The 24,987-nt window shown below is 64.5% G+C and carries 22 protein-coding genes, 1 tRNA gene and 5 pseudogenes; 13 read left to right on the plus strand and 15 right to left on the minus strand.

Translation table 11 applies throughout. The features are described 5' to 3' along the window. Positions 1-4 precede the first annotated feature (4 nt). The 5 genes from ACQ86E_RS11565 to ACQ86E_RS11585 are packed head-to-tail and all read left to right on the plus strand — an operon-like array spanning position 5 to position 4,061. Positions 5-1,186 carry a lipid-transfer protein gene (locus ACQ86E_RS11565; protein ID WP_431205497.1) on the plus strand — a complete coding sequence of 394 codons (1,182 nt, stop codon included), beginning with the start codon at positions 5-7 and terminating at the stop codon, positions 1,184-1,186. Between the two features lie 5 nt (positions 1,187-1,191). Further along, positions 1,192-1,647 (plus strand): MaoC family dehydratase N-terminal domain-containing protein, encoded by a 456-nt coding sequence (locus tag ACQ86E_RS11570; protein ID WP_431205498.1) that lies wholly within the window; start codon positions 1,192-1,194, stop codon positions 1,645-1,647. Further along, on the plus strand, positions 1,644-2,054 hold the full coding sequence (locus tag ACQ86E_RS11575; RefSeq protein ID WP_431205499.1) for a MaoC family dehydratase: 411 nt from the start codon (positions 1,644-1,646) through the stop codon (positions 2,052-2,054). The genes ACQ86E_RS11570 and ACQ86E_RS11575 overlap by 4 nt, the downstream gene beginning before the upstream one ends. Positions 2,055-2,074: 20 nt before the next feature. After that, positions 2,075-2,902 carry an SDR family NAD(P)-dependent oxidoreductase gene (locus ACQ86E_RS11580; protein WP_431205500.1) on the plus strand — a complete coding sequence of 276 codons (828 nt, stop codon included), beginning with the start codon at positions 2,075-2,077 and terminating at the stop codon, positions 2,900-2,902. Between the two features lie 13 nt (positions 2,903-2,915). Further along, complete coding sequence (locus ACQ86E_RS11585; protein ID WP_431205501.1) at positions 2,916-4,061, plus strand: acyl-CoA dehydrogenase family protein; 1,146 nt, start codon at positions 2,916-2,918, stop codon at positions 4,059-4,061. 19 nt (positions 4,062-4,080) lie between these two features. On the opposite strand, the pseudogene ACQ86E_RS11590 reads toward ACQ86E_RS11585, so the two are convergent. After that, a pseudogene (locus tag ACQ86E_RS11590) lies at positions 4,081-5,061 on the minus strand (helix-turn-helix domain-containing protein). A gap of 158 nt (positions 5,062-5,219) precedes the next feature. On the opposite strand from ACQ86E_RS11590, the gene ACQ86E_RS11595 reads away from it, so the two are divergent. Continuing rightward, positions 5,220-5,945, plus strand: a complete 726-nt coding sequence (locus ACQ86E_RS11595; RefSeq protein WP_431205502.1) for an alpha/beta fold hydrolase — start codon at positions 5,220-5,222, stop codon at positions 5,943-5,945. A 36-nt stretch (positions 5,946-5,981) separates the two neighbouring features. Here the strand turns inward: ACQ86E_RS11595 and ACQ86E_RS11600 are convergent, their stop codons facing one another. From ACQ86E_RS11600 to ACQ86E_RS11635, 8 genes and pseudogenes are all read right to left on the minus strand, one after another. Next, a complete protein-coding gene (locus tag ACQ86E_RS11600) occupies positions 5,982-7,121 on the minus strand; it encodes an amidohydrolase/deacetylase family metallohydrolase (protein ID WP_431205503.1) in 1,140 nt (379 codons plus the stop codon). A gap of 231 nt (positions 7,122-7,352) precedes the next feature. Beyond that, a tRNA-Arg gene (locus ACQ86E_RS11605) sits at positions 7,353-7,429 on the minus strand. Between the two features lie 103 nt (positions 7,430-7,532). Next, positions 7,533-8,489, minus strand: coding sequence for a tripartite tricarboxylate transporter substrate-binding protein (locus ACQ86E_RS11610; protein ID WP_431205504.1), 957 nt, complete (start codon positions 8,487-8,489; stop codon positions 7,533-7,535). A gap of 62 nt (positions 8,490-8,551) precedes the next feature. Then, on the minus strand, positions 8,552-8,923 hold the full coding sequence (locus ACQ86E_RS11615) for a dimethylsulfonioproprionate lyase family protein (RefSeq protein ID WP_431205505.1): 372 nt from the start codon (positions 8,921-8,923) through the stop codon (positions 8,552-8,554). A gap of 22 nt (positions 8,924-8,945) precedes the next feature. After that, positions 8,946-9,833 (minus strand): hypothetical protein, encoded by an 888-nt coding sequence (locus ACQ86E_RS11620; protein WP_431205506.1) that lies wholly within the window; start codon positions 9,831-9,833, stop codon positions 8,946-8,948. 138 nt (positions 9,834-9,971) lie between these two features. Then, positions 9,972-10,610, minus strand: coding sequence for an RraA family protein (locus tag ACQ86E_RS11625; protein WP_431205507.1), 639 nt, complete (start codon positions 10,608-10,610; stop codon positions 9,972-9,974). Positions 10,611-10,636: 26 nt separating this feature from the next. Further along, entirely contained in the window at positions 10,637-12,154 is a 1,518-nt protein-coding gene (locus ACQ86E_RS11630; protein WP_431205508.1) for an AMP-binding protein, read from the minus strand. Positions 12,155-12,259: 105 nt separating this feature from the next. Beyond that, positions 12,260-13,289: pseudogene (locus ACQ86E_RS11635) on the minus strand (alpha/beta hydrolase). Positions 13,290-13,498: 209 nt separating this feature from the next. Here ACQ86E_RS11635 and ACQ86E_RS11640 point away from each other — a divergent pair. Further along, positions 13,499-14,118 (plus strand): annotated as a pseudogene (locus ACQ86E_RS11640) (hypothetical protein). 116 nt (positions 14,119-14,234) lie between these two features. On the opposite strand, the gene ACQ86E_RS11645 reads toward ACQ86E_RS11640, so the two are convergent. Continuing rightward, complete coding sequence (locus ACQ86E_RS11645; RefSeq protein WP_431205509.1) at positions 14,235-14,450, minus strand: hypothetical protein; 216 nt, start codon at positions 14,448-14,450, stop codon at positions 14,235-14,237. Positions 14,451-14,462: 12 nt separating this feature from the next. Beyond that, the gene (locus ACQ86E_RS11650; protein WP_431205510.1) at positions 14,463-15,488 is read right to left on the minus strand and encodes a 2-dehydropantoate 2-reductase; all 1,026 of its coding nucleotides are present in this window, start codon (positions 15,486-15,488) and stop codon (positions 14,463-14,465) included. A gap of 158 nt (positions 15,489-15,646) precedes the next feature. On the opposite strand from ACQ86E_RS11650, the pseudogene ACQ86E_RS11655 reads away from it, so the two are divergent. Next, a pseudogene (locus ACQ86E_RS11655) lies at positions 15,647-16,248 on the plus strand (YidB family protein). A gap of 40 nt (positions 16,249-16,288) precedes the next feature. Beyond that, positions 16,289-16,561, plus strand: coding sequence for a GlsB/YeaQ/YmgE family stress response membrane protein (locus tag ACQ86E_RS11660; RefSeq protein ID WP_431205511.1), 273 nt, complete (start codon positions 16,289-16,291; stop codon positions 16,559-16,561). Between the two features lie 129 nt (positions 16,562-16,690). Here ACQ86E_RS11660 and ACQ86E_RS11665 read toward each other — a convergent pair whose 3' ends face one another. Next, on the minus strand, positions 16,691-17,476 hold the full coding sequence (locus ACQ86E_RS11665) for an SDR family NAD(P)-dependent oxidoreductase (RefSeq protein WP_431205512.1): 786 nt from the start codon (positions 17,474-17,476) through the stop codon (positions 16,691-16,693). 258 nt (positions 17,477-17,734) lie between these two features. On the opposite strand from ACQ86E_RS11665, the gene ACQ86E_RS11670 reads away from it, so the two are divergent. The 3 genes from ACQ86E_RS11670 to ACQ86E_RS11680 are packed head-to-tail and all read left to right on the plus strand — an operon-like array spanning position 17,735 to position 20,811. Beyond that, positions 17,735-18,796 carry an acyl-CoA dehydrogenase family protein gene (locus ACQ86E_RS11670; RefSeq protein WP_431205513.1) on the plus strand — a complete coding sequence of 354 codons (1,062 nt, stop codon included), beginning with the start codon at positions 17,735-17,737 and terminating at the stop codon, positions 18,794-18,796. A gap of 18 nt (positions 18,797-18,814) precedes the next feature. Next, the gene (locus ACQ86E_RS11675) at positions 18,815-19,975 is read left to right on the plus strand and encodes an acyl-CoA dehydrogenase family protein (protein ID WP_431205514.1); all 1,161 of its coding nucleotides are present in this window, start codon (positions 18,815-18,817) and stop codon (positions 19,973-19,975) included. A gap of 17 nt (positions 19,976-19,992) precedes the next feature. Continuing rightward, a complete protein-coding gene (locus ACQ86E_RS11680; protein WP_431205515.1) occupies positions 19,993-20,811 on the plus strand; it encodes an enoyl-CoA hydratase/isomerase family protein in 819 nt (272 codons plus the stop codon). A 167-nt stretch (positions 20,812-20,978) separates the two neighbouring features. Here the strand turns inward: ACQ86E_RS11680 and ACQ86E_RS11685 are convergent, their stop codons facing one another. The 3 genes from ACQ86E_RS11685 to ACQ86E_RS11695 all read right to left on the minus strand — a co-directional run bounded on the left by ACQ86E_RS11685 (position 20,979) and on the right by ACQ86E_RS11695 (position 23,863). Further along, positions 20,979-21,728, minus strand: a complete 750-nt coding sequence (locus ACQ86E_RS11685; RefSeq protein ID WP_431205516.1) for a hypothetical protein — start codon at positions 21,726-21,728, stop codon at positions 20,979-20,981. Between the two features lie 2 nt (positions 21,729-21,730). Beyond that, positions 21,731-22,519: an enoyl-CoA hydratase gene (locus tag ACQ86E_RS11690; protein ID WP_431205517.1), complete on the minus strand. Its 789-nt coding sequence runs from the start codon at positions 22,517-22,519 to the stop codon at positions 21,731-21,733. Positions 22,520-22,654: 135 nt separating this feature from the next. Next, positions 22,655-23,863, minus strand: a complete 1,209-nt coding sequence (locus ACQ86E_RS11695; RefSeq protein ID WP_431205518.1) for an ABC transporter substrate-binding protein — start codon at positions 23,861-23,863, stop codon at positions 22,655-22,657. A gap of 245 nt (positions 23,864-24,108) precedes the next feature. Here ACQ86E_RS11695 and ACQ86E_RS11700 point away from each other — a divergent pair. After that, positions 24,109-24,908: pseudogene (locus ACQ86E_RS11700) on the plus strand (thermonuclease family protein). Positions 24,909-24,987 lie beyond the last annotated feature (79 nt).

Below are 24,987 nucleotides of genomic sequence, written 5' to 3' on the forward strand. Positions count from 1 at the left end.
AGCGATGTCTGACGTCATCGTCGCAGGGGTCGGCATGATCCCCTTCACCAAGCCGGGCGCCAGCGCGCCCTATCACGAGATGGGGACGGAAGCGACCAGGCTCGCACTCGCCGACGCAGGCCTCGGCTACGAGACGGTTCAGCAGGCCTATGTCGGATATGTCTACGGCGATTCCACCTGCGGGCAGCGGGCGCTCTACCATGTCGGGATGACCGGCATCCCCATCGTCAACGTCAACAACAACTGCTCGACCGGCTCGACCGCGCTATTCATGGCGCGGCAGATGATCGCGAGCGGCATGCTGGATTGCGTGCTGGCGGTCGGCTTCGAGCAGATGAAGCCTGGCGCACTCGGCAGCGTCTATACCGATCGTCCGAGCGCATTTGAGGAATTTGACGCGGCTGCGGACCAGCTGATCGATGCCCCCGGTATTCCGCTGGCGCTGCGCTATTTCGGCGGCGCCGGCCTCAGCCACATGAAGAAATACGGCACCCCACTGGACGCCTTCGCCAAGGTGCGCGCCAAGGCGAGCCGCCACGCCCGGAACAATCCGCTCGCACTCTTCCGCAAGGAACTCACGGCGGACGACGTGATGAACGACCAGGTGATCTGGCCGGGCGTGATGACGCGCCTGATGGCGTGCCCGCCGACCTGCGGCGGCGCCGCCGCCGTGCTGGTGTCCGAACGGTTTGCGGACAAGCATGGCATCGGCAAAGAGGTGCGCATCGCCGCGCAGGCCATGACCACCGACACGCCGTCAACCTTCCAGGCCGGCGACATGATGCAGCTGGTGGGCTACGACATGGCAAAGGAGGCGGCAAGCCGGGTTTATGAGAGCGCCGGCGTCGGGCCCGACGATCTCGATGTCGTCGAGCTGCACGACTGCTTCGCCCACAACGAGCTCATCACCTACGAGGCGCTCGGCCTCTGCGGCGAGGGCGAGGCCGGCAAGTTCATCAATGACGGCGACAACACCTATGGCGGCCGGATCGTGACAAATCCGTCCGGCGGATTGCTGTCGAAGGGGCATCCGCTCGGCGCTACAGGACTTGCGCAATGTTACGAGCTGACGCGGCAGTTGCGCGGCACGGCAGGTCCGACGCAGGTCGAAGGTGCAAAAGTCGCGCTCCAGCACAATCTGGGCCTCGGCGGCGCCTGCGTCGTTACGCTCTACAAGCGGCACTGACATCCATGGTCGATCAGTCAGCCGTAGGGCGCTGCTTCACGCCCGTCACCGCGCGCGTGGAGCCGGGTCGCCTTCGCTACTTCCTTAATACGCTGGATGAAGGGAACCCGGTCTACCGCAACGTAGACGCGGCGCGGACTGCGGGTTTCACCGGCATGCCGGTGCCGCCGACCTACTTGTTCTGCCTGGAGATGATGGACGTCGACGACCCCTTCGACATGTTCACCACGCTCGGTATCGACCTCGCCCGCGTGCTGCATGGCGAGCAGAGCTTCGTTTATCACGCGCCGGTTCTGGTCGGCGACACCCTGACGTTCCGGCCGAGCGTGACCAGCGTGATGGAGAAGAAGGGCGGCGCGATGACGCTGATCGGCATCCGATGCGAGGTGACCAATCAGGAGGGCGTGCATGTCGCCGATACCGCGCGCACCATCGTCGTCCGCAACAAGGTGGCTTCATGACGGCATCCGGAGACATCAAGGTCGGCGACCGTCTCGTCCACAAGGTCTTTCCACCGATCACCCGCCACACGCTCGCGCTCTACTGCGGTGCATCGGGCGACCATAATCCGATTCACGTCGATATCGACTTTGCCCGGGCAGCCGGATTTCCGGATGTGTTCGCGCACGGCATGCTGGTGATGGCCTGTCTCGGGCAGGCGCTCACGGATGTGGTGCCACCGTCGAAGCTCCGCAGTTTTTCGACCCGGTTCGTCGCCATCACCCAGCTTGGCGCCAAGCTGACATGTGAAGGCACCGCGACCGAGCTCTTCGCCGTAGACGGCGAGCGACGCGCAAGGCTCGCGCTCATCACCAGGGACGATCGCGGCGAGGTCAAGCTCGAAGGCAGCGCCATCGTCGCGCTGTAACAGCAAGAGGACACATGCAAATGGCAAAACTGCAGGGAAAGGTCGCGCTCGTCACCGGCTCGGGCCGCGGCATCGGGCGCGCGATCGCACTCAAGCTGGCGCGCGAAGGCGCCAAGGTCGTCGTCAACGATCTCGATGCCGAGCCCGGCAACGCCGTGGTGGCGGAGATCAAGGCGCTCGGTGGCGACGGCGTCGCCGTGAACGGCAGCGTCTCGCAATCGGGCTTCGCCGACCGCTTCGTCGGGGCTGCGCTGGACAAGTTCGGCGGGCTCGACATCATCGTCAACAATGCCGGCTACACTTGGGACTCCACAATCCAGAAGATGACGGACGAGCAGTTCCAGGCCATGCTCGACGTCCATCTCGTCGCTCCATTCCGCATCCTGCGCGCTGCTGCCGAGCCGATCCGCGTCTTCGCCAGAAAGGAAGCCGAGGAGGGCCGCGAGGTGTTCCGCAAGGTCGTGAACATCTCCTCCATCGCAGGCCTCTACGGCAACGCCGGACAGGCGAGCTATTCTTCGGCCAAGGCCTCGCTGATCGGGCTGACCCGAACCATGTGCAAGGAGTGGGGCCGCTACAAGGTCAACGTGAATTGCGTCGCCTTCGGTCTCATCAACACCCGCCTGACCCAGCCGATCGAGGCACAGCAGAAAACCATCGACGTCGCCGGGCGCGACATCAAGGTCGGCGTCCAGCCGCAGATGCTGGATGCCATGTCCCGCATGATCCCGCTCGGTCGCGGCGGCACGCCTGAAGAAGCGGCCGACGCCGTCTATCTGTTCTGCAGCCCGGAATCTAATTATATCAGCGGCCAGGTGGTCGTCGCCGGTGGCGGCCTGATAGTCTAATAGCGGGGGTTTCATGGCATACCGTTCGTCCTGGATGACCGAAGAACTGGACACATTCCGCGACCAGTTCCGGAAATATCTTGCCAAGGATCTGGCGCCGCATGCCGAGAAATGGCGCGAGCAGAAGATGGTCGACCGCTTCGCCTGGCGCGGGCTCGGCGAGATGGGCGCCCTGCTGGCCAGCGTCCCGGAGGAATATGGCGGCCTGGGCGCGACCTTCGCCTATGACGCGGCGGTGCTGGAAGACCTCGAAAGCACGGTGCCGGAGCTGACGACCGGCGTCTCCGTGCACAGCGCCATCGTCGCGCACTACATCCTCAACTACGGCTCGGAGGAGCAGAAGAAGCGCTGGCTGCCGAAGATGGCCTCCGGCGAGATGGTCGGCGCCATCGCCATGACCGAACCCGGCACCGGATCGGATCTCCAGGCCGTCAAGACCACCGCGAAGAAGCAGGGCAATTCCTACGTCATCAACGGTCAGAAGACGTTCATCACCAACGGCCAGGCCGCCGATCTCATCGTCGTCGTCGCCCGCACCGGCGATGCCGGTGCCAAGGGTATTTCCCTGATCGTCGTCGAGACCGCGGGCGCGGACGGTTACAAGCGAGGGCGCAACCTCGACAAGATCGGCCTGCACGCCTCCGACACTTCGGAGCTGTTCTTCGACAACGTCACGGTTCCGCCGGAAAACCTGCTCGGCAATGAGGAAGGCAAGGGCTTCGTCCAGTTGATGCAGCAATTGCCGCAGGAGCGCCTCGCGCTCGCGGTCGGCGCCGTCGCTGCGATGGAGCGCGCGGTCAGGCTCACCGTCGATTACACCAAGGAGCGAAAGGCGTTCGGAAAGCCGCTGATGGACTTCCAGAACACCGCCTTCACGCTCGCCGAGCGCAAGACCGAGGCGACGATCGCGCGCGTCTTCGTCGACTGGTGCATCGAGCGCCTGATCGCCGGGGATCTCGACACCGTCACCGCGTCGATGGCGAAATACTGGTGCTCGGACAAGCAGGTCCAGACCGCCGACGAATGCCTCCAGCTGTTCGGCGGCTACGGCTACATGCAGGAATACCCGATCTCCCGCATCTTCATCGATTCCCGCATCCAGAAGATCTATGGCGGCACCAACGAGATCATGAAGCTGCTGATCGCCAGATCCTTATGAAGCAGGCGCTGTAGCCCGTTCAACGCGCGCGCCAATCACGCGGCCGGCAGCCGAAACGCTGCTTGAAGCGCCGCGTGAAATGCGAGAGGTCGGAAAAGCCCCAGTCGAACGCAATGGCCCCGATCGCGCGATCAGCCATGGCGGAATCCTTGAGATCCCCGGCCGCGCCATCGAGCCGACGATCGATGACGTAATCTGTGAAGCTGACGCCCGATCGCGCCAGCAGCTTGTGGACGTAGCGCTCGCTGATGCCGATCGCGTCGGCGACGTCGGCAACGGCAAGACCGGGTTCGCGAAGCTTGCGGTGAATGGCCCGTTTCAACGCGAGCGTCGTGACATCGGCAAGGCTCGCAGCCTCGGCAGTACCCGATCGGCTGCGCCGCGACAGGCTGACGGCAACCAGTTCGATCAGCGCCCGGAACAGCCTCGCGCCTTCGTCCTCGGTCATGCGCAGCGCGCCCTCGCTGAGCGTGCGCGCCGTCTCCACGATGAGATGACCGACGAAGGGATCGTCGGAGACGCGGGAAGCGCTAACCTCGAACGAAGCCGGAAGGCTTTCGCGGAGGACTTCCGCCGGAACTCAGAACGAGGCGACCCGCAATTGCGGACCATGGTCGTGCAGGAGGGCGAACTGCCGGTCGCTGTCGAAGATTCCGACTTGCCCGGATGACAGGCTTATCTCGCGGCCGTCCTGCTGGATGCGGCAGCGGCCGGCGAGTTTCAAGTTGAGATAGAAGCAACTGCGGTCGGATGCGGCGATGTCGGCCGCGGAGCGACGCACCACATGCGCGGGAAAGCGGACGCGATTGAGCGCGGCAGCGCCCAGGCGGATGTTTTCGACACTGGCAAGGAAGCCGGCGGCCGCCATCGGCTCCGGCGTCAGGTTCATGAAAGCCTGGCAGATCGCTTCGCGATAATAGGCGAATTGCTCGTTCGGCCGGAGGCCCGCAGTATTCCAGGCCGATTGACGTGACGGGGCGGCGCGCTCGATTCCCTGCATCGGTTCACTCCGAGACCAATCCGGTTCACTCCCAGCCAAGCGGAAAATGGCCGCCCGGTTCACACTTCGTACAAGAAGAGTTGTCCCCTGCGCCTTGCGGGCGCCGCAAAAGACCCAATTCATTCCGATCTAACCACATCCGGCGGAGGAGCCACAACATGTCGACCTACGTTCTCGTACACGGCGCCTGGCACACCGGTGCCGAGCTCGAGCCTGTCGCGGCTCCCATTCGCGCCGCCGGCCACCAAGTCTACCTGCCGACGATCAAGGGCAACCGCCCTGGTGACGCCAAGACGACGGGGCTGAAGGAAGCAATCCAGTCGATCGCCGATGACCTCGCCGATAACGATCTCACGGATGTCATTCTGCTCGGCCACTCCTATGGCGGCATGATCATCACCGGCGTTGCCGACCTCGCGCCCGAGCGCATCCGCCGGCTGGTCTACTGGAACGCCTTCGTGCCCAACAACGGCGAATGCCTCAACGACATGGTGCCGCCCCACTATATCGGTCTGTTCGACGCGATCGCGGCCGAGCGCGGCGACGGCTCGGTGGTGTTGCCATTCCCGGTCTGGCGCGAGGCCTTCATCAACGATGCCGACATCGAGACGGCGCAGCGCGCCTACGACGTGCTCAATCCGCATCCTCTGGCGACCTTCACCGACAAGATCGCGCTCAAGGCCAATCCGGCCGAAATGCCGCTGGCAAAATCCTACATCAACTGCACCGAAGACACGGCGATGCCGCACAGCTACGGCTGGCATCCGCGGCTATCGGAGAAGCTCGGCCTGTTCCGGCTGGTGCAGGTGCCGGGAAGCCACGAGCTGTGCTTCTCCGATCCGGCGCGCCTTGCCAAGGCCATCATGGAGGCGGGACGCGACTGAGCGCCCCGTGGCGCGCTCACGAACCTTGAGCGCCGATCAATTCGGATGCCACCAGCGCCCGCCAATGACGACGCCCTCCGAGACGATCTTGCGGTCGCCGGTGAGATGCTCGCCGACGACGTCGACATAGTCGAACTGGCCCTGCCTGACCGTAACAAGCGTGGCGTCGCCGACGCTGCCGGGCTTGAGGCTGCCGAGCTCGGGGCGGCGCAACGCCATCGCGGCGTTCACCGTCGAGGTTGCGATCACGTCCGACAGCTCCATGCCCATGCACAGGAATTTCGACAGTGTCGTGACCTGGTCGAAGGCCGGGCCGTCGATGCAGAGCTGATGGATGTCGGAGGAGATCGTGTCCGGATGGAAGCCGTTGGCGAGCATCGCGCGCGCGGTCTTGAACGCGAACGAGCCCTTGCCGTGGCCGATGTCGAACAGCACGCCGCGCTCGCGCGCGTCCAGCACCGCCTTCTTCACCGTGCCCTGCGCGGTCGCGGGCGTGTTGGGGAAGGGGCGGAATGCATGGGTCAGCACGTCGCCGGGCCGCAGGCGCGCCAGCACTTCTTCATAGCTCGGCGGCGGATGGTCGATATGCGCCATCAGGGGCATGCCGACCTCGTTCGCGACCTCGAGCGCGATATCGAGCGGCACGGCCCCTGAGGTGCCCGACGAGTGCAGGCCCACGCGCACCTTGATGCCGACGATGAGATCGCGATTGGCGTCGGCCACCTTTGCCGCCTCGATCGGATTCATCAGCCGCAACTCCTCGCTCTCGCCGACCATGATCCGGTGCGAGAAGCCGAAGATGCCGGCATGCGAGACGTGCAGGTAAGCGAGGATGCGGACCTGGCTCGGCTCGATCACGTGCTTGCGGAAGCCCGCAAAGTTGCCGGGACCGGCGCTGCCGGTGTCGACCGCCGTGGTGACGCCGGACAGGCGGCAGAATTCCTCGGCATCGATGCCGAGCGAGGTGCCGCCCCAATAGACATGGGTGTGGAGATCGATCAGCCCCGGCGTCACGATGAACCGCGAAACGTCGCGCACGTCGGTACCCGGATCGGCCTTGAGCCCCGTGCCGATCGCAGCGACCTTGCCGCCGGCGAAGGCAACATCGGTCACGGCATCCAGCTTCTGGGACGGATCGACCACACGGCCGCCGCGCAGGATCAAGTCGAAAGGCATTGTTATCTCCGGATGTCGCGCTGAGATGGCTGACCGTCAGTCGGCCAAAAGGAAGGAAGCCCACGCTTCCAGCAATTTTTGCGCCGGACGGACGGAAAAGCGCAACCATTGTTTTGGCCGACGCTGCTCCATAGCGCTGCGCCTTCGTCCGCCGCATCGGCGTGACACCTACCGACTATCGCAAGCGCCTTGCGCCGATATCGGCTTAAGCGGTGGGAGGGGAGACAGTTATGGCGATCCCGGCATGACTCGAACATGCGACCTACGGTTTAGGAAACCGCCGCTCTATCCGGCTGAGCTACGGGACCGCGGAACCCGCCAAGAAGCGGGTTGCCTGGAGCTGTACATATCAAAGCGAGGGCGGGATCGGAAGCCCTCGCTTTGGTCAATGCGGAAGGCCTGCCGGCGACCTCACGCCTTGATATTGTTGTCCTTCACCACTTTGCCCCAAATGGCGACCTGCTTGTCGAAGAAGGTCTTGAAGGCGGGACCGTCCTGGAGCAGCAGCGTCATCTGCTGGGTCTCCTTGAGCTGGGCGGCGGTCGCGGGCTCGCTCAGGATTGCCTTCGACGCGGTTGCCAGCGCGGAGACGATGTCGGGCGGCGTCCCCGTGGGCGCGAAGATGCCCCACCAGGCCAGCGTCTCGAAGTCCGGAAAGCCGGCCTCGATCGCGGTCGGCGTATCCGGCAGGCCCGGCAGCCGTTCGCGGCCGAGCTGCAGGATCGGACGCAGCATGTTGGTGCCGAGCTGGGCGGCGACCAGCGCCGCCGATCCCGCGATGAGATCGACATGGCCGCCGAGCACATCGTTCATGGCGGGACCGCCGCCGCGATAGGGCACATGCATGATCTCGACGCCGGCCTTGCTGCCGAGCACGGTCATGGCGAGGTGGCCGAGCGTGCCGATCCCGACGGAGGCGTATTTCACCGCACCGGGCGTCGCCTTGCAGGCCGCGACCACGTCGGCGAAGCTCTTGTAGGGGCGGCCGGCACCGGCCGCGATCACGTAAGGCGCGGTGCCCACCAGCAGCACCGGCATGAGCTCCTTTTCGACGTCGACCGGCGGCTTGTCGAGGATGGCCGGGATCACCGCGTGGGAATCGAAGGTGACCAGGAATGTCGAGCCGTCGGCCGGGCTCTTGGCGACCTGCGCCGCGCCGAGCGCACCGGCCGCTCCAGACTTGTTCTCGACCACGACGATGCGGTTGAGTTTTGTCTGCAGATTGGCCTGCAACAGCCGCGCCATCGCATCGGTCGAGCCGCCCGGCGGGAACGGCACGACCAAGGTGATCTTGCCGGCCTGCGCTGCAGCAGGTGTGAGCGCGAGAAGTGCGGGCGCTGCCAGCAGCGCCCGTCGTGTGATCGTCATGATTTCCGTCCCTTTGTTTGCGCCCGGCTTTTTGCTCTTTGGCGCCTGGATATAATCAGGCTTCAGGTCGTTCCGAAACCTGACCCGGCTTTCTTGTATTCCGGCCGCGGCGGACTGAAGACGTCCAGCACGCGGGCGCCATCAGGGCCGGCGCGCATGGTGTGCGGCACGTTGCCGGGCGTTCGCCAGAAATCACCCTTCTTCACCGGGATCTCCTCGTCGCCCTGGACGCGGATCGCGGAGCCGTCGAGCAGCACGCCCCATTGCTCCTCGGGATGATGGTGCAGCGTGCCCTGCGCATGCGGGCCCAGCGTCACCACCGACAGCATCGCCTGCTCGCCGGAGAAGATGCGCGTCGTCACTCCCGCCGCGAGCTCGCGAAACAGGCCATCGTCGGGATTATCGATATTGTGAAACTCGTCCTTCTGGCTCACGCCATTCTCCCCTTGCATCGTTTTATTTTGCTGCAGACTGGCTCACGGCAGCCAGAAGCCGATCTTTGAACTCACCCTTCAGTGTAACATACACGCTGGACCATTTCCGGCTTTTGAACTCGCAGCCGCCTTGTGGGCAATATCCTTTGTCGTGATAATCTCCACCGAGGACGCCGAAAAGAGTCATTCGACTGTCCCGCTGACGAAACAGGGCGCTACCGGACGCCCCAACTTCAAATTCGCAGTTCGTTTCGAAGATCGACCAGTCCCTGACGTCGCGCACCTGGCATTCCTGCATCGTTTTGTTGAACGGCCCATATCTGTCCGTCTTTCCCGTGGCCAGGATATCGTAACCAACGACTGCGAGAACGCGCTCCGATTCGACCAGAACCTCCATCCGTTCGTAGATCTCGTAAGGCGTCACCTCCGCGGGAAACTTGAGCCTGGCGACGGCCCAATCGCTGACAACCGCTCTCGGGGCACTGTCGGAGCAGGTGCCCATCCATAGGGTCTCCGACAAAGGAATGGTCCGCCTTTCTGATCCACGATAATACTCGAACATACACTTGTCGGGCGACCTACGGAGTTCGCAAACATCCCGAAACGCGTGAGCCGCCGTCGTGATCACGTCGCGCGCTCCGGTCACTTGGGCGCTGCTATCTCCACCAGGGCATCGCAAGACGCCACTGGCGGCAAAGCGGCTTCTGACCGCGTCCAAGGAGAGACCGTTTGCCTTGGCGTACGCCTCTTCTGTCATTCGACGGTCGGTATCGGTCGAAGCAACCGCGACTATCGGCGGCGCGCGATGCTTGTCGATGGCCCCGTGCATCTCCCACGAACCAACTTCGTTGCTTCCAAAGGCTGCCAGACAGAGAACGCCAAGCAGGACGAACGCGCACTTCCTCTTCATTTAAAGCAACCTCAGCGTCAAAAAGCATGAGAGAACTTCGACCGAAACAAAGGTTGTGAAATCACTTCTGAAAGCAGCAATGGCCGACGTCGACTTACGAGCGCCCCAGCCATTGCTCTGACTTACGCCTCGCGTTGATCAGGATTTGCCGTAGGAGCCCTGGTAGCGGCCCTCGCGGATCGCCTTCATGGTCTCCTCCTCGCGCGCGACTTGGGCGCGGACTGCTTCGAGCAGCGCCGCGGCACCAGCCGCAGGAAACGACACCACGCCGTCCTCGTCGCCGACCACGATGTCGCCGGGCGAGATCACGCTGCCGCCGATCGACACGGGTACGTTGATCTCGCCGGGGCCGTTCTTGTAGGGGCCGCGATGGATCACCGCGCGGGCGTAGCAGGGGAAGTCGTCAGCCGTGAACGCCGCGACATCGCGGATCGCGCCGTCGATTACATAGCCTTCGGCTTTGCGCCACTGCGCGATGGTCTTCATGATCTCGCCGACCAGCGCCCGGGTCTCGTCGCCGCCGCCGTCGACCACGATCACGTCGCCGGGACCGACCAGTTCGAGCGCCTTGTGGATGGCGAGATTGTCGCCGGGACGGGTGCGCACGGTAAATGCCGTCCCCACCAGCTTAGCCCCGCGATGATAGGGCTTCAGCCCGATCGCGCCCGGCAGCCGGGCGAGATTGTCTGAAATGACCGAGGTCGGCGCGCCGCGAAAGCCCTCGATGATGTCGGCCGGCGGTTTCGGCACGCTGTTCGCAGCGATCGTGATCGTCATGGCAAGGAGTCCTTTCGTGAGTTTTCTTATTCAGCGTGCGCCTGCGCCTTCGCTGGTAGAATCCGGAAGGCACGCCCTTCCTTCATCCATGCTGCGCGCTCGTCGCGCAACAGGGTGCGGCGAACTTTTCCGGAATCGTCGCGCGGCGGGGCGCTGACGATCTCGAAACTCTCCGGGTGCTTGTAGCGGCTGAGCCGGTCCTTGAGAAAGTGCGCCATGCCGTCGGCGATGGCCTGTCCGTCCGCATTGGGCTCCGGTTCGATGATGGCGTGCACACGCTGGCCCAGCTCCGGATCGGGCAATCCCACCACCACGCAGGAGCGTACGCCGGGGCACTCGGAGACCGCAGCCTCGACCTCAGCCGGATAGATGTTGGCGCCGCCGCGCAGCACCATATCGGCGAGGCGGTCGCCGAGATAGAGATAGCCCTCCGCATCCAGCCGGCCGATATCGCCGAGCGATTCCCAGCCGTCGGCACGACGCTTCGGCTCGGCGCCGAGATAATGATAGGTGGCGTCCTTGCCGTCATTGTTGAGGAAATAGATCTCGCCGGTTTCGCCCGGCGCGACGTCGTTGCCGTCCTCGCCGACGATGCGCAGTTTGGCCATCTCGCCGATCTTGCCGACCGAGCCCCTGTGCGTCAGCCACTCCGTGCCGGATATGATGCAGGCGCCCTGCCGCTCCGTGCCGCCATAGAGCTCCCACACCCGTTCCGGCCCGAGCCAGTCGATCCAGTTCTCCTTCAGCCAGGGCGGCATCGGCGCGGCCATGTGGAACACGGTCTGAAGGCTCGACACGTCGTAGGAGTTGCGCACGTTCTCCGGCAATGCCCAGATCCGGTGCATCATGGTCGGCACGAAATTGACCCATTGCACGCGCTCACGCGCGATCTGGCGCAGCGTTTCCTCGGCGTCGAACTTGACGAGGCCGGTCAGCTTGCCGCCGGTGAACAGCGCGTAGTGCGACACGATGAACGGGGCATTGTGATAGAGCGGACCGGGATTTAGCAGCGAGGCGCCGAACGGAATATTGAGCGGCGGCGCCGTGACCGTATCGGTCACTGCCGGATGATGATCGAGGATCACCTTTGGCCGCCCGGTCGAGCCGCCCGAGGTCATGGCCTTCCAGTAGCGCGCCACCGGCGGCGTCAGCGGCTCATCCGAAAACCCTTCCGGCACGAAATCCGCAGGCAAGCGATTCGGCGCGTTCCAGTCGGCCTCGCCGCCGACCACCAGCGCCGGCTTCAGGATCTCGAGCACCGCTGCGGCCTCGCCGCGCGGCAGCCGCCACGACAGCGAGGTCGGCGTTGCCCCGCACTTCCACACCGCAAAAGACGTCTCGAAGAACGCATTGCCGTTCGGCAGGCCGATCGCGACGAAATCGCCGGGCTTGACGCCCTTGGCGGCAAACGCCCGCGCACGCCGGTTGGCCCCGCGCTCGAGCTCATCCCATGTCAGCGTATCCTGCCCATGTTGGACGGCGATCGTGCCTTGCGGTTTGCGCTCGGCGTACCAGCGCGGCACATCGGACAGGGGCAGCAGCATCAGGCGTTTCCACTTCGTCTTCTTGGCGCCGCCTCAGGATGAGGCGCTCACGGTGCGAAGTGTAACAGCCGGAGCAAACCCTTCAAGCTATCTGCCTTCAATGCATCACCGCTCCGCCCCGCAGCCCGGAATATCGAACAGCGCCGCGAGCCCGCATTTCGAAGTCAGCATCTTGTCGCCGTCGTGGCCGACGCCGGCGATGTCCCAGACCCGGTGATTGGGCGTGCCGTGGTCGCGCCTGGCCATCGCGTCCGCATAGGCGTGGCCGCGGGCATAGCGGGTCGGGCCCTGCGCCTCCGCCATGCAGCTCTTGTCCAGTGCGGCGTGCTTGGGATTGGTGTCGAGCGTACCGAGCAGGTAGATCACCTCGCGCTCGACATAGCGCTGCTCGAGCCGCGGCCGGTGTCGCGTCGGCGAGATAGGGCGGCCGCTCGCCCATGCCGTATTTCCAGTTGTTGTAGCCGGGACAGGATGCGGCGATCCTGGGCACGGGCCGGTCCGCGCTGAAATAGGCATAGGACGAGGGATTGGCGACGACATAGCGGATGTCGATGTGCTGGCGCGACAGCTTTGCCTCGCCCTTGCCGGCGATGGCGTAGCGCTGCACGACCTGACCGCCGCCGGAATGACCGGCCACCACCACCTGCTTCAGGTTCGGAAAGATGCGCCGGTCGGAGAGCTTTGCCAGGATCGAATCGAGCGCCTCGAAGGACGACACCGGGTTCGGTGCAAGTGCAGCGTCGCCGCCCTCCCATCCATCGAGCGACCAGCGCAGCGTGTCCTCCGGCAGCCTGTGCGCTTCGATATCGACCTCGGCCAGAAACTGCGGCACGATCATCAGCGCGCTCTTGCCGTCGTCGCCCGCTGCGGCCTGGGCGTTGTTGGCCGATATGTAATATTCGTCGGCATTGCGCAGGCGTCCGTGCAGCACGATGATCGCGCGCGAGATCGCCGGCAGCGGCATGGACCAGTCGCGAGAGAGGTAGAGCGGCAGCATTCCCCGGCCGCCGACCGCAAGCCGCGCATCGCCGATGGCCTTCACCGGCTTGCGGTTCGGCGCATCTTCGTCGGCTGCGAACGCATGGCTCGAAAAGAGCGCCCACACGATTGCGGCGAAACCGGCCAGCGCTCTCATGACGGACATCCCCCTTCGCATTCAAATCGATAAAATTCTAGACGCAACAGGAGCCGCACGGCTGTGACTGCTGCGCCACGTCAAGCAAAAAATGTCAGCATTGCAGCCATGAAATTCCCGGGTTCCACGGGTGACAAGCCGGCGATAAAGGGGCAAAAATCCGACTCGACTCAGTTCGGGTTGAGTCTTGCAAGGAATGCTCTCGTAGAATGTCGGTCGTGTCTGCATCGCGTCGCGCGGCGCTTCTCGTTGCCGCAGCAGGATTTTTCTGCTGACGCCGTCGCATGCCCAGGCACAATGGTGGAAACGCGCACCGGTCGATTTCGAGGAATGCGCCGACGCCGCCGAGAAGGCCGCGACCAAGACCGAGAAGACCTCCGCGCTGGCCGATTGCAATGCGAAGTTCGCCGGCCGGCGCAAGGCCGGCGGCGGCTACTCCTATTACGACTTCCTGCAGGACCGCACCTTCGACATCGCAGGTCCCAATCCGACGCCGGACGAGCAGAAGAAGATCGACGAATCCTACACCGCCTATCTCGCCAGCCAGCGCCGCAGCAATGAAGCGGCCCAGGCCGCCATGCGTCAGCAACGCGAGCAGCAGGAACGACAGGCGCAGCAACTTCAGCAGGTCGCGCTGCGCACCGAGGTCGAGCGCGTGCCCGTGCCGGTGGAGCGACCGAAGGTGCAACAGGTCGTCAACCCGCGAGCAAAGGGCGCCCCCTGCGCCAAGGGTTCGTTCTCCTGCGAATGGCCGCGGCTATCGGAAGGCTTGAACGATCTGAAGAAGCTGTTCAACCCGACGCCGAGCAAGCCGGCGAAGAAGGGGTAGCCACTCGCGCTGAATGTAGGGTGGGCAAAGGCGCGCGTTTGGCGCGCTGTGCCCACCACTTCGGCAAGAGGAAGAATGGTGGGCGCGCTTCGCTTTGCCCACCCTACGCTACACCCTCAGTTCGGATGCTTCTTCTTGCTGCGCTTCGGTTTGACCACCGGTGTACTCGCCGGCTCCGTGACCGCCGGCGAGCTGCCCAACTCCTTGCGGCTCTCCTGCAATCGCCTGTCATAGCCGGGAGAATTCATGACGGTCGGCGGCCTCGCCAAGGCGAGTGTCGATGTACCGCAGAGCGCGGTCAGCGCGAGCCCGATCGTTAGACAACGCCTCATCGCGTCCCTCCATCACTTTAAAGCCACGCCCCGGATCTGGTGCGGCGTCAGTCGCGGCGGGCCGTTGCCTGCCGTCTCGGCCTCCTTGATCAGCGCAACAATGCGGCGCATCAGCGGCACGCTGATATTGTTCTGCTCGGCAAGAGCAATGACCGCGCCCTGGAGGTAGTCGATCTCGGTCTTGCGGCCCAGCTTCAGATCCTGCCACATCGACGAGCGCGCCTCCGGATCGATCTTCATCGTGCGTCCGAGGATCGCATTGAAGATCACGTCCGGCAGCTTCAGCAAGGTCGGCGTCCAGTTCGCCGGGATCGGCGTCGCCGAGACCGGCGCAATGCCGGCCGCCTTCAGCGCAGCCAGGCCCTCCGCCATCTGGTCGGCGAACAATCTTCGCCAGTCCCGGTTCGCCAGTTGCGCGGCGAGCGGCATGTCGGACAGCGCGCTGAGTGCGTTGTTGAGATTGATGATCAGCTTGCCCCATTGCACCCCGTCGATGTCGCGGCTGGCGCGCATCGTGAGGCCGGGCACCGAGAGCGCCGCGGCCGTGTTCGCCTCGTCTTCGCCGACATGAATATCGCCGGAGGTCGAGCGATGGAAGCGCCCCTCGCCCATCGCGATCACGTTGAACGGCACCATGCCGGCGAGCACGCGGCGGCCGCCAACACGCTCACCAAGGCGCTCGCGCAGAACCGCGACATTGCCGACGCCGTTTTGCAGGGAGATAATGATGGCATCCTGCGGCGCATGCTGCGCGATCTGGTCCGCGACATCGGCAGTGTCGGCGCTCTTCACCGTGACCAGCACGATCCCGGCACTGTGGAGGATCGAAGCATCCTCCGACAGCGCGAGCTGGCCCGCGCCCAACTTTTTCTCGGAGCCGTCGAAATCCGTCAGCCGCAGGCCGAACCGCTCGATCTCGGTCTTCACCCGCGGCCGCGCCAGCAGCGCGACGCGGCGACCGGCGGCCGTCAGCATGCCGCCGACGAAGCATCCGATGGCACCCGCGCCGGCCACCACGATCGGTCGATCCGTAACCACCAGGCCTCAACTCCCTGAATGACACGCCTTCGATAGCAGAGGAGAGGCCTGCTGCCCATGGAACGGTTGCGGTGCAATCGCCTTGTATCCGTCATGAGAGCCTCATATGTTTTCAAACGGGGCTTGTTTTCGGCAAGAGATCGCCAAGGGAGAACGCCATGGGTTTACTCGACGTCCTCAACGGCATGCAGAACGGCCCGCGCGGTCCGAGCACGCCAAGCTCTGAGAAATCCTCCGGCGGCATGTCACCAATGACCATGGCGCTGCTCGGCCTGCTCGCCTGGAAGGCTTTCAAGCATCTGACAGCGGGCCAGCCCGGCACAGCGCCGCAAACGTCCCCGACGCCGACGCACCTCCCCCGCCTGTGAATGCGGGCGCGGGCGGTGGCCTCGGCGGCGCACTTGGTGGAAGCGGCGGCCTCGGTGATCTCCTGAAGGGCGGCCTCGGCGGCCTGCTCGCGGGCGGCGCGGCCGGCAGCGTGCTCAGCGGCGGCCTCGGCGATCTTCTCAACCAGCTCCAGCACGGCGGCCAGGGCGAGACCGCCAATAGCTGGGTCGGCAAGGGCGAAAACAAGGCGATCGCGCCTGACGATCTGGCCAAGGCGCTGGGCGCCGACCAGATCGAGAGCCTGTCAGCCCAGAGCGGCCTGTCGCGCGACGAACTGCTCTCCGGCCTCAGCCAGTATCTGCCGAAGGTCGTCGATCACCTGACGCCGGAAGGGCGACTGCCGACCGAAAGCGAGCTCACGGGCAGAATCTAACAGACGTCTGGTCTGGGAATTCCGGAAGGGAAACATTGTCATGAGTTTCGGCGGCCTGTTGTGGATCATCGTCGTCGGCTTCGTCGCCGGCCTCATCGCGCGCTGGCTTGCGCCGGGACCGAACAACCCGAGCGGCTTCATCCTCACCACCATCCTCGGGATTGTCGGGGCGTTCCTGGCAACCTTCATCGGCCAGGCGATCGGGCATTACGGCCCCGATCAGGGCGCCGGCTTCATCATGGCCACGATCGGCGCCGTGGTGGTGCTGTTCATCTGGCACCGGCTGGTGGCGAGCGGCGTGATCAAGGGATAGCGACCAGCCGTCGCGTGAGAAGGCCCATCTGCCTCCTCATCGTCATTGCGAGGAGCTCTTGCGACGAAGCAATCCAGACTATTCCCTCGGAGGGATTCTGGATTGCTTCGCTCCGCTCGCAATGACGAATTAGGTAATCAAATGCATCCCCGCATCCATCCGCACGACCTCACCGGTCATGTTGCTGGACGCCGGCATTGCCAGGAAGCAGACGAGCTGCGCGATGTCGTCGGCGGTCGAGGCGACCTTGAGCGGCACCTTGGCCACCACGCTGTCACGCACCTGCTTGGCGCCGGCCTCGCCGCGGCCCTTGGTGAACCAGGGCGTGTCGATATAGCCGGGGCATACCGTGTTGACGCGGATCAGCGGCGCCAGCGCGCGCGACAGCGACAACGTCATGGTGTTGAGCGCGCCCTTGCTCGCGGCATAGGCGATCGACGAGCCGACGCCGCTGATGCCGGCAACGGAGGAGATGTTGACCACAGCCGACGGCCGCTCCGAGGCTTTCGACCCGGCCTCGAGCAGGCTGCGCGCCGCGCGCACCATCTGGAACGGGCCGATGGTGTTGACGCCGTACAAGCGCTGGAAATCCTCCGCCGACAATCCGTCGAGATCGGCGTGAGCCACATGCTTGGTGGTGCCGGCATTGTTGACCAGGATGTCGAGCCGGCCCCAGCCGCTGGCGGCCGCGACGATCTTGCGGCAATCCTCATCCTTCGAGACATCGCCCTGCGCGACCAGCACTTCCGCGGCCCCGGCCTTGCGGCAGAGCTCTGCCGTGGCCTCGGCTTCCTTTTGGCTCGACGAATAGTTGATGACGAGCCGCGCCCCGCTCCGTGCGAGAATTTCCGCGGTCGCTGCACCCAGCCCGGATGCAGACCCCGTCACGATTGCGCACAGACTGTCTTTTGCCATCCGGATGTCCTTCCCCTTGATTGAATATCGGCGACCTCTTTAGCGAGTTTGCCGCGCGCTGCAAATCGAGCAAACTCCGCTAAGCGGAATTAGTCCAGACTGGTCCTCGACCGATCCTCGCGCCCATGCCAGGGCCGCAGATGGGCCTGCGATCAACGCTTGTCAGGGCCATGGCTTTTTCCGATCATCGGGCGCAAGAAGAGACCGCGCGCCGGCCCATCGGGCGGACCGCGCCAATGGCAAAACACGGGGAACGCTGTGGCGGAGAGTGACAATATCGTCGTCGAGACCGCGGAGAAAATCTTCGCCGATCTCGCCGACCCGCAGACGATCAACAACGACAAGAAGGATTCGTGGCAGGCGCCGCTGTGGCAGGCGCTGAGCGAAGCCGGCTTGCCCTTGTCATGGGTGCCGGACGATCTCGGCGGCTCCGGTGCGAGCCTCGCCGACGGCTTTGCGCTGCTGAACGCCGCCGGCCGTTTCGCGGTCGCAGTTCCCCTGGCCGAAACGATGCTCGCCGGCTGGCTGCTGGCGCAGGCGAAGATCAGCTCGCCGGAAGGTGAGATGACGGTGCTGCCGGCCTCTCCAAGAGACCGCATCACGCTCGATGCCGATGGCGCGCTCTCCGGCCGTGCTCGCGGCGTACCCTTCGCAAAGGCGGCCAGGCACTTTGCGGTGCTGGCACATGGCAAGGATGGCGTCTCCATCGCGCTGGTGGACGCCGGCAAGGGCAGGATCGAATCCGGCCTCAATGTCGGCTACGACCACAGCGACACCGTCACGCTCGACAAGATCCAGCCCGTCACCATCAAGGCCGTGAGGGGCGTCGACCAGACCCATCTGATGCTGATGGGCGGCGTTGCGCGCAGCCTTCAGATCGCCGGCGCGCTGGAAGCGATGCTCGACATCTCCGTGCGCTACTCCAACGAGCGCGTCGCCTTCGAGAAGAAGATCTCGAAGTTCCAGGCGGTGCAGCACAATCTCGCGCGACTTGCCGGCGAGTCTGCCGCGGCGCTCGCGGCCGCGACCTCCGCGGCCGACGCGATCGCGAATGCAAAATCGTTCGACGACGCCGTCTACCTCGAAGCCGCCTCCGCAAAGATCCGCTGCGCCGAAGCCGCGGAAAAGGGTGGCGCCATCGCGCATCAGGTCCACGGCGCGATCGGCTTCACCATCGAGCACATCCTGCACCGCTACTCACTGCGGGCGCTGGCCTGGCGCGACGATTTCGGCTCGGAGAGCCATTGGGCCGTCGAACTCGGCAAGCTGGTCGCAAGCCGTGGTGCCGACGAATTGTGGCCGCTCGTGGCGTCGCGCTGATCAGGAGACGAGACAACAATGACCGCTGCCCTCCGTTTCGATCCGATCCGCCTGCCCGAGAAGTGCGAGCAATTGCGCAAGGAAGTCCGCGCGTTCCTCGCCGAAGAGATCGCCGCCAGCACCTTCGACCCGCACAAGCCCAACCGCGAAGACACCGACGCGCCGGAATTCTCCCGCCGGGTCGGCGCCAAGGGCTGGCTGGGCATGACGTGGCCGAAGAAATATGGCGGCCAGGAGCGCTCCTTCCTCGAACGTTACGTGGTGACCGAGGAGATGCGCGTGGCCAACGCGCCGACGCGACGCTTCTTCGTGGCGGATCGTCAGAGCGGGCCGGTGCTGATTAAATACGCGCCCGAGCATATCAAGATGGATATCCTGCCGCGCATCTGCCGCGGCGAGATCTGCTTCGCCATCGGCATGAGCGAGCCCAACTCCGGCTCGGACCTGTTCGCCGCGAAGACGCGCGCGACCAAGACCGACGGCGGCTATCTCATCAACGGCACCAAGATCTGGACCTCGTCGGCGCACATCGCCGACTACATGATCGCGATCTTCCGGACCTCGCCGCCGACCAAGGAAAACCGTCGTCACGGCCTGACGCAGTTTCTGGTCAAGATGAAGCAGCCCGGTATCCAGGTGAACCCGATCGGCCAGATCACCGGCCAGTACGAGTTCAACGAGGTCGTCTTCACCGACTTCTTCGTGCCTGAGGATCACGTCCTCGGTGAGGTCGATGGCGCCTGGAAGCAGGCGACGTCGGAACTCGCTTATGAGCGCTCGGGCCCCGAGCGTTTTCTCGAGACCTATTATGTGCTGACCGAACTGGTTCGCGCGGTCGGCCCCAACCCTGATACGCGCAGCGCCGAAGGCATCGGCCGGCTCGTGGCGCAGCTCCACACCATGCGGCGCATGTCGGTCTCGGTTGCCGGCATGCTTCAGGCCGGCAAGGAGCCGGTGGTGGAGGCCTCCATCGTCAAGGACATCGGGACGGTCTGGGAGCAGCAGCTTCCGCATCGCGTGCGCGATCTCGCCGCTTTCGTCGAGGAGACCGCGACCAATCGCGAGACGCTGGAGCGGCAACTCGACTTCGCCATCAAGACCGCCCCCAAACTCACCATCCAGGGCGGCACCACCGAGGTGCTGCGCGGCATCATCGCGCGCGGCTTGGGCTTGCGCTAATTCAATCGAGGATCGTCATGAGCACCTATACAGATATCGGCGTCGAAAAAGTCGGCCACGTCGGCACCATCGAGATCCGCCGTCCGCCGCTGAACTTCTTCGACATCTCGCTGATCAACCAGATCGCGGACGCGCTCGACGAGTTCGACCGCGACATCGAGATCCGCGCCTCGGTGCTCTCGGCACAAGGCAAGGCGTTCTGTGCCGGTGCCAATTTCGGCGACCCGGCCCGGCAGGCGCAGGAAGCGCGGGAGGCCGAGAAGACAGCGAAAGGCGATCCGGCCGACAGCCTCGGCGCGATCAACCATCTCTACATCCAGGCGGTACGCATCTTCCGCGCCAAGAAGCCGATCGTCGCGGCCGTGCAAGGCGCCGCCATCGGCGGCGGCCTGGGCCTCGCGGTGTCGGCTGACTTCCGCGTCACCTGCCCCGAAGCCCGCTTCTCCGCGAACTTTACGAAACTCGGTTTCCATCCCGGCTTCGGCCTGACCACGACGCTGCCCGAGCTGATCGGCAAGAACAACGCGGAGCTGATGTTCTACACCAGCCGCCGCGTCACCGGCGAAGAAGCCTACAAATGGGGCCTTGCCAACGAGCTGGTGCCGCAGGACCAGGTGAAATCAGCCGCGATGAAGCTCGCCGCCGAGATCGCGGAGTGCTCCCCGCTCGGCCTTCTCTCGACCCGCGCCACGATGCGCGCCAACCTCGCCGACCGCGTGATGGCCGCGACCAATCACGAACTCGCCGAGCAGACGAGACTGCGCGCAACGGAAGACTTCAAGGAAGGCGTAAAGGCGACGGAAGAGCGGCGCGCGGCGAATTTCAAGGGAAGGTGATCTCTTTCTTCCTTCTCCCTTGCGGGAGAAGGTGGCGCGAAGCGCCGGATGAGGGGTCTCTCTTTCCGAGCGAAACTTCCCGGGCGGAAAGGACCCCTCACCCGTCTCGCCGCTTTGCGGCGATCCACTCTCTCCCGCAAGGGGAGATGGGAAGCGCCGGCAAGCCGTTAGCTTAGGCGGAACGTCACCCCGCCCAACAAGAACTCGTCCCCTGCCACTGCGAGCCCCCTCGCCTTCGCGGCATGCAGCACGCTCGCGGCATCGGTCACCCGAAACTCCAGCGCACTCATGATCTCGCTGCCGCCTTTCACGAAGCGGAAGGTCGCATTGGGCAGCTTCAGTTCGGCATCGCCACTTGGCGCAACACCGATGATCTTGCCCCAATGCTCCGCCAGCCCTTGCGGATCGGGGCTTTGCATCTCCACCGCGGTCAGCGCCTGCGTCAGATCCTTGCGGATGAACTTCTGCCAATCGGGACCCGCCGGCGGATAGGCGCCAAGAATGTCGTCGCTGCCTTCGGTGTGGTTGAACTCGATGAAGGCGGCGCGGCAGTCGCGGGGATGGAGCTGCACGCCGTGATAGGGCGCATGGTCGATCACGTTGGCGGTGCGAACGCCAAACGCGTTGGCGTTGCGGCCGCGCTCGTCCGGATCGTTGCAGCAGAAGATTGCCATGTAGCCGCCGCGGCCGCCGGTCTTCTCGATAAAGCGGCCAGCCGTGGTGCCGTCCTTGAAGGGCGCCACCACCTCCAGCAAAATCGTGTCGACCGGGAGCAGCGCGTTCTCCAGGCCGTATTTGGCGACGTTGCCGTCGCGGTAGCAGACCGCGAGGCCCATGATTTCGGCGATGTCCGAGATCACCGGCGCGAGCTGCGGTGCGACCAGGCAGATCTGCCGCAGCCGCATGTAGGGCGCCATCGTCATGCCCCCTTGAAGGCCGGCTTGCGCTTCTCGACGAAGGCCTTTGCGGCCTCCTTGTGATCCTCGGTGTCGCTGCAGCGGGTGTGGTGGATCGCTTCGCCGTCAAAGCAATCCTCCAGCGGCAGATGCTCGGCGTTGTTAATGTTGCGCTTGATGAAGCCGAGCGCGATCGAGGGGCCCTGCGCCAGCGACAGCGCGAGTTCGTGCGCCGCCGTCTCGATCTCGGCATCGGGCACCACCTTGGTCACCACGCCGATCGCATGCGCGTCCTTCGCTGATAGCACCGGCGACATCAGATAGAGCTCGCGCGCCCGCGCGCTGCCGAGCAGCTGGGTCAGGAAATAGGTACCGCCGTAATCGCCGGAGAATCCGACCTTGGCGAAAGCGGTGGTGATCTTGCAGGATTCGGACGCGATGCGCAGGTCGCAGGACAGCGCCATCGACAGGCCGGCGCCGGCCGCTGCACCGTCGAGCTGTGCCACCACGGGTTTCGGCATCTGGTGCAGGATGCGCGAGACCTCCATGCCGCGGCGCAAATTCGCCATTTTCACCTCGAACGGCAGTGGCGCACGGCCCGCCGCCATCGACTTGACGTCGCCACCGACGCAGAACGAGCCGCCCGCGCCCTTGAACAGCACCGCGCGCACCTCGGGATCATCGGCCGCGCGCCGCGCCGCTTCGACCAATCCTGCGACCATCTCGGGGTTGAGCGCGTTCTTTCGCTCCGGCCTGTTCATGGTGATGGTGAGCAGCCCGCCTTCGAGCTTTTGCAGGACCATGTCGTTCATGGGACGTCTCCCTTGTTGTTGTTCGATCGAGCTATCACCAGACCGTCATTGCGAGGAGCGAAGCGACGAAGCAATCCAGACTGTCTCTGGCGGAAACATCTCTGGATTGCTTCGCTTCGCTCGCAATGACGAAGCCTATTTCTTCACCAGCGGGCAGCGCGACTGCTCCAGCGGCTGGAACGCCTCGCTGCCGGGCACGGTGGCGAGCAGCTTGTAGTCGTCCCAGCGGCCCTTGGACTCCGACGGCTTCTTCACCTCGAACAGGTACATGTCGTGGATCATGCGGCCGTCCTCGCGGATCTTGCCGTTCTTTGCGAAGAAGTCGTTGATCGGCGTCTCCTTCATCACCTTGATGACCGCGGCCGCGTCAGTCGTGCCCGCCGCCTTCACGGCCTTCAGATAGTGGGTGACGGAGGAATAGACGCCGGCCTGCGCCGAAGTCGGCACGCGCTTGGTGCGCTCCATGAAGCGCTTGGAGAACGCGCGGGTGTCGTCGTTGAGGTCCCAGTAGAACGCTTCGGCGAGCAGCAGACCCTGCGCGGTCTCCAGCCCGATCGAGTCGATGTCGGAGACGAAGGCGAGCAGCGGCGAGACCTTCTGGCCGCCCTTGGTGATGCCGAACTCGGCCGCCTGCTTGATCGCGTTGACCGTGTCGCCGCCGGCGTTGGCGAGGCCGATCACCTTGGCCTTGGAGGCCTGCGCCTGGAGCAGGAACGACGAGAAGTCCGAGGTGTTGAGCGGATGGCGTACGCTGCCGAGCACCTTGCCGCCGGTCTTGGTGACGACAGCACTGGTGTCCTTCTCCAGGTCCTGGCCGAAGGCGTAATCGGCGGTGAGGAAGAACCAGGTGTCGAGGCCGGTCTTCACGGCTGCAAGGCCGGTCACGTTGGCCTGTCCGTAGGTGTCGAACACGTAATGGATGGTGTAGGGACCGCAGGCCTCGTTGGTGAGACGGATCGAGCCCGGACCGTTGAACATGATGATCTTGTTGCGTGCTTTCGCGATCTCGCCGGCGGCCAGCGCGGTCGCCGAGGCCGCGACGTCGTAGATCATCTCGACGCCCTGATTGTCGAGCATGTCGCGCGCGATGTTGGCGGAGAGATCGGCCTTGTTCTGATGGTCGGCGGCCAGCACCTGGATCTTGCGTCCGAGTACCTCGCCGCCGAAATCCTCGACTGCCATCTTGGCTGCAGTCTCGCTGCCGGGGCCGGTGATATCTGCGTAAAGGCTCGACATATCGAGGATGCCGCCGATCTTGAGCGGCGGCTTGTCCTGGGCCTGCGCGGCGGCGCTCGCGCTCAGAGCAAACGCTGCGGCAAAAATGCCCGACAAAATATTCTTCATCGTAAAGTGACCTCCCTGATCGCGCCGAACTCTTTGGGCGCTTGATTATGGCTGTTGCCGCAATCATGCCGCATGCGCAAGAGCGCAGCAAGCGCAGGTGCGAAGAGGCCGCATGTTCGGCGTATGATTTCCCGCAAAGCGGAATGGTCAGGTACGAATAAATGTTTCCACGTCATTGCGAGCGCTGCCCTCGCAATGACGTGGCCTGAGAAGCCTCTTCGCGCTTCGCCACGCTTGAGTTAAGACTGGCGCGTAACGCAACCTCTCCGGGCGCCGTGACGCGACTGCTTCATCTCATCGTCGCATTTCTTTTCGTCGCAGGTCGCACGGCGTTCGCCGCGCCGTGCCAATTCGAAACGCAAGGCGAAGGCCGCGTCGCCGCAATCGTCGATGCGCGTAGCGTGCGTCTCGATGATGGCCGCGAGGTTCGCCTTACCGGCATCGAGCCAACCGCAACGACGAAGCCGGCGCTGACAGCGCTGCTTGCCGGCCGCGACGTCACGCTGCGGAGCACTGACGACACGCCCGACCGCTATGGCCGCCAGGCCGCGCTGGTCTTTGCCCGCGAAAGCGATACCTCGGTGCAGGCCGCCCTCCTCGCCCGGGGCGACGCGGTCGTCTCGGCCGAAATCACCGACAGGGACTGCGCAGCGGCCCTGATGGCGTCGGAGGCCGAGGCGCGGCGCGAAAAAAGGGCAATTGGACTGACCCGTCGGCCATAAAAAACGCGGAAAGTCCGGACGATATTTTGGCCGGGATAGGGCGCTTTATGGTGGTCGAAGGCAAAGTCCTGTCGGTCCGGCAAGCTGGGGCAGTGACCTACCTCAACTTCGGACGGAACTGGACACGCGGCTTTGCCGTGACTATTTCAAAGCGCATGCTGCCGGCGTTCGAAAGCGCCGGGATATCCCTTAAGTCCCTGGAAAATCGACGTGTTCGCGTCCGGGGCTGGGTCGAGGGGAATACGGGGCCGCGTATCGATGTGCTCCGGGTGGGACAGGTCGAGTTGCTGGGCGCAATCGAGCCGACAGGGGTAAGGCCCTAGGGGCCAGGCACGGGTTAAGCGACGTGAATGGGGTGCTAGAACGGCACGGACGAGGTGATTGCCGCCGCCTGCGGGCTGC

The organism is Bradyrhizobium betae (genome assembly GCF_050632175.1).
In the GTDB taxonomy this organism is placed as follows: Bacteria; Pseudomonadota; Alphaproteobacteria; order Rhizobiales; family Xanthobacteraceae; genus Bradyrhizobium; species Bradyrhizobium betae_B.

Bases quoted from the DNA above. Each gene is read 5' to 3' on its own strand.
- ACQ86E_RS11685 (WP_431205516.1), bottom strand. From the start codon at position 21,728: ATGGCGCCCTACATGCGGCTGCGGCAGATCTGCCTGGTCGCACCGCAG.
- ACQ86E_RS11585 (WP_431205501.1), top strand. From the start codon at position 2,916: ATGGCATACCGTTCGTCCTGGATGACCGAAGAACTGGACACATTCCGC.
- ACQ86E_RS11680 (WP_431205515.1), top strand. From the start codon at position 19,993: ATGAGCACCTATACAGATATCGGCGTCGAAAAAGTCGGCCACGTCGGC.
- ACQ86E_RS11595 (WP_431205502.1), top strand. From the start codon at position 5,220: ATGTCGACCTACGTTCTCGTACACGGCGCCTGGCACACCGGTGCCGAG.
- ACQ86E_RS11690 (WP_431205517.1), bottom strand. From the start codon at position 22,519: ATGAACGACATGGTCCTGCAAAAGCTCGAAGGCGGGCTGCTCACCATC.
- ACQ86E_RS11665 (WP_431205512.1), bottom strand. From the start codon at position 17,476: ATGGCAAAAGACAGTCTGTGCGCAATCGTGACGGGGTCTGCATCCGGG.
- ACQ86E_RS11565 (WP_431205497.1), top strand. From the start codon at position 5: ATGTCTGACGTCATCGTCGCAGGGGTCGGCATGATCCCCTTCACCAAG.
- ACQ86E_RS11660 (WP_431205511.1), top strand. From the start codon at position 16,289: ATGAGTTTCGGCGGCCTGTTGTGGATCATCGTCGTCGGCTTCGTCGCC.
- ACQ86E_RS11645 (WP_431205509.1), bottom strand. From the start codon at position 14,450: ATGAGGCGTTGTCTAACGATCGGGCTCGCGCTGACCGCGCTCTGCGGT.
- ACQ86E_RS11610 (WP_431205504.1), bottom strand. From the start codon at position 8,489: ATGACGATCACACGACGGGCGCTGCTGGCAGCGCCCGCACTTCTCGCG.
- ACQ86E_RS11575 (WP_431205499.1), top strand. From the start codon at position 1,644: ATGACGGCATCCGGAGACATCAAGGTCGGCGACCGTCTCGTCCACAAG.
- ACQ86E_RS11570 (WP_431205498.1), top strand. From the start codon at position 1,192: ATGGTCGATCAGTCAGCCGTAGGGCGCTGCTTCACGCCCGTCACCGCG.
- ACQ86E_RS11695 (WP_431205518.1), bottom strand. From the start codon at position 23,863: ATGAAGAATATTTTGTCGGGCATTTTTGCCGCAGCGTTTGCTCTGAGC.
- ACQ86E_RS11630 (WP_431205508.1), bottom strand. From the start codon at position 12,154: ATGCTGCTGCCCCTGTCCGATGTGCCGCGCTGGTACGCCGAGCGCAAA.
- ACQ86E_RS11580 (WP_431205500.1), top strand. From the start codon at position 2,075: ATGGCAAAACTGCAGGGAAAGGTCGCGCTCGTCACCGGCTCGGGCCGC.
- ACQ86E_RS11675 (WP_431205514.1), top strand. From the start codon at position 18,815: ATGACCGCTGCCCTCCGTTTCGATCCGATCCGCCTGCCCGAGAAGTGC.
- ACQ86E_RS11625 (WP_431205507.1), bottom strand. From the start codon at position 10,610: ATGACGATCACGATCGCTGCGAACAGCGTGCCGAAACCGCCGGCCGAC.
- ACQ86E_RS11620 (WP_431205506.1), bottom strand. From the start codon at position 9,833: ATGAAGAGGAAGTGCGCGTTCGTCCTGCTTGGCGTTCTCTGTCTGGCA.
- ACQ86E_RS11600 (WP_431205503.1), bottom strand. From the start codon at position 7,121: ATGCCTTTCGACTTGATCCTGCGCGGCGGCCGTGTGGTCGATCCGTCC.